At 44.3% G+C, this 1,792-nt stretch carries 3 protein-coding genes; all 3 read left to right on the forward strand.

Features of this window, described 5'->3' with window-relative positions:
- Nucleotides 1-378 (forward strand): TlpA family protein disulfide reductase (locus WBV75_RS08505; RefSeq protein ID WP_424120203.1); only part of this gene is annotated, 378 nt, incomplete at its 5' end.
- Nucleotides 379-979: 601 nt separating this feature from the next.
- Entirely contained in the window at nt 980-1,516 is a 537-nt protein-coding gene (locus WBV75_RS08510) for a hypothetical protein (RefSeq protein WP_424120204.1), read from the forward strand.
- A gap of 93 nt (nt 1,517-1,609) precedes the next feature.
- On the forward strand, nt 1,610-1,792 hold a 183-nt coding region (locus tag WBV75_RS08515; RefSeq protein WP_424120205.1), incomplete at its 3' end, for a hypothetical protein.

The following is a 1,792-nucleotide window of genomic DNA, read 5'->3' on the forward strand; positions in this document are numbered from 1 at the left end:
TATGTGGACCTTTGGTTTAGTTCCTGCCCACCCTGCATTAAAGAATTCAAACATCTTCCGGGACTAAAGGAGTCCATGAAGGGTCAAAAAGATATCGAATACCTTTATATCTCGCACCAAACGCGTCATCCGAATACCCTCCAGCTTTGGAAAAATGCCATACAGCAATACAACCTTACCGGTTGGCATTATATGATGGATCGCGCATTTGAAGAAAGATTGTGGTCCTATTTAAACATGAGAGACTCTTCAATCCGGCAAGGGTATCCCCGGTATTTGATTATCGATAACACCTCGGATTACAGAAATTACAATGCACCAAAGCCGTCTGATTTGGCAGAACTAAAGACCATCCTCATTGCTGAGCTTAAACATTGATTCACCGGATTCCGCCCAGTTTCCCAATCTTCAAGGGTATACTTAAATCGGGATTTATTGTAATGGCACGGTCCACGGTTCAAGGTTAAAAAAGGTGGCAGTAGCAGTAGGCAAGAGAGTTGGCGCTGGGCAGTGGCAGTTCGCAGAAAAAAAAGACCTGATTGCGTTGTCTTGAGTTCAGGAATACTGCATACTGTGACGGTAAACTGCGTACTTCGGAAGGGGTTCAAGGTTCAAGTTGGCCGTAACCAGTGGCAGTATGCAGTTGCCGTGTGCAATCGCAGCAAGCAGTTCTCCACTTTGATGGTTTTGAACTTTAAACCTTGAACCTTGAACGGCGCAATAGCGCCTCCTTCCAATTGTCACTGCCTACTGAGGACTCTAAATAAGGGTGTTCCACGGGGATTGGGAATATCACCATAACTAGCTGATATTACGTATCTTCGACGAATAACACGAATTTTGGAATTTTAGGCCGTAGATCGTGGTTTTTGGTTTTTTATCCTCTCACAAAGCCACTTCATCGCGCCTTTGTGTATTTTACATCTGGATTGGTGGGATTAAGGAGCTGAAAACCAGCTTTTAGCCCGCCAAAACCAAATTGAACCAACCCCAGGAACACGCCATGAAATCGCTTCAAACAGTTTCTCTTCATACGCTTGGTAATGAAGAATTGCTGGACCTGCTCAAAACCAATTCATGGTCAGAGGCTTCACAGGATATAAAAGCCAAAATCCTTCAAATCCTGCGCAGCCGTGGTATAGACCACAAATCGAACCCACGCAACAAGGATTCTGATTCCCATGCATTTGATAAGGCCCAAAAGCACTATATGGCGTTTAAGCGGTCTTCGCGCAGGGTTTTCTTTTGTTACCTCACTTTTGTAAGTGCTATCATCATTTCTTTCTTTTTAGATACCCACTGGATGGTGTCCACGGGATTGCTTTTGATTTTTGGCACGCTGATTTCCCTTATCATCGATACCCTCAGGCAACAAACTCGTTTTTACAAAGTTGTCGGAGGGGCCCGGTCCTATAGAAGCCCCCTGGTTTTTTTCTTTCTTGGGATGCCATTATACTTTTTGATGTTCCTGAGTTTTGATCAGAAAATGCAGGCCCGCCTCAGGGATCTTGCGTAGTGGGGTTCGTATATATTCCTGAAACTTATTACATTTACTTACACTGGAGCGGGTGTTTGCAAAATACCGGTTCTCTTTAAACCTCTATCGAAGATGAAAATGACCAAAATTCAATGGGTAACCCTTGTGGCGATCCTGGCATATCTGATCTATGAGTTTATCCTGATCCCCAGATGGGAAGCGACCCTGCCGGAATCTGACCCGGTGATCCGGGCAGATGTTTTTTTGATTTATCCGGTACTGTTAATTCTGGTCGTTATTTCCGCAATCCAGTAT

It is taken from the genome of Robiginitalea sp., assembly GCF_049588695.1.
GTDB lineage: Bacteria > Bacteroidota > Bacteroidia > Flavobacteriales > Flavobacteriaceae > Robiginitalea.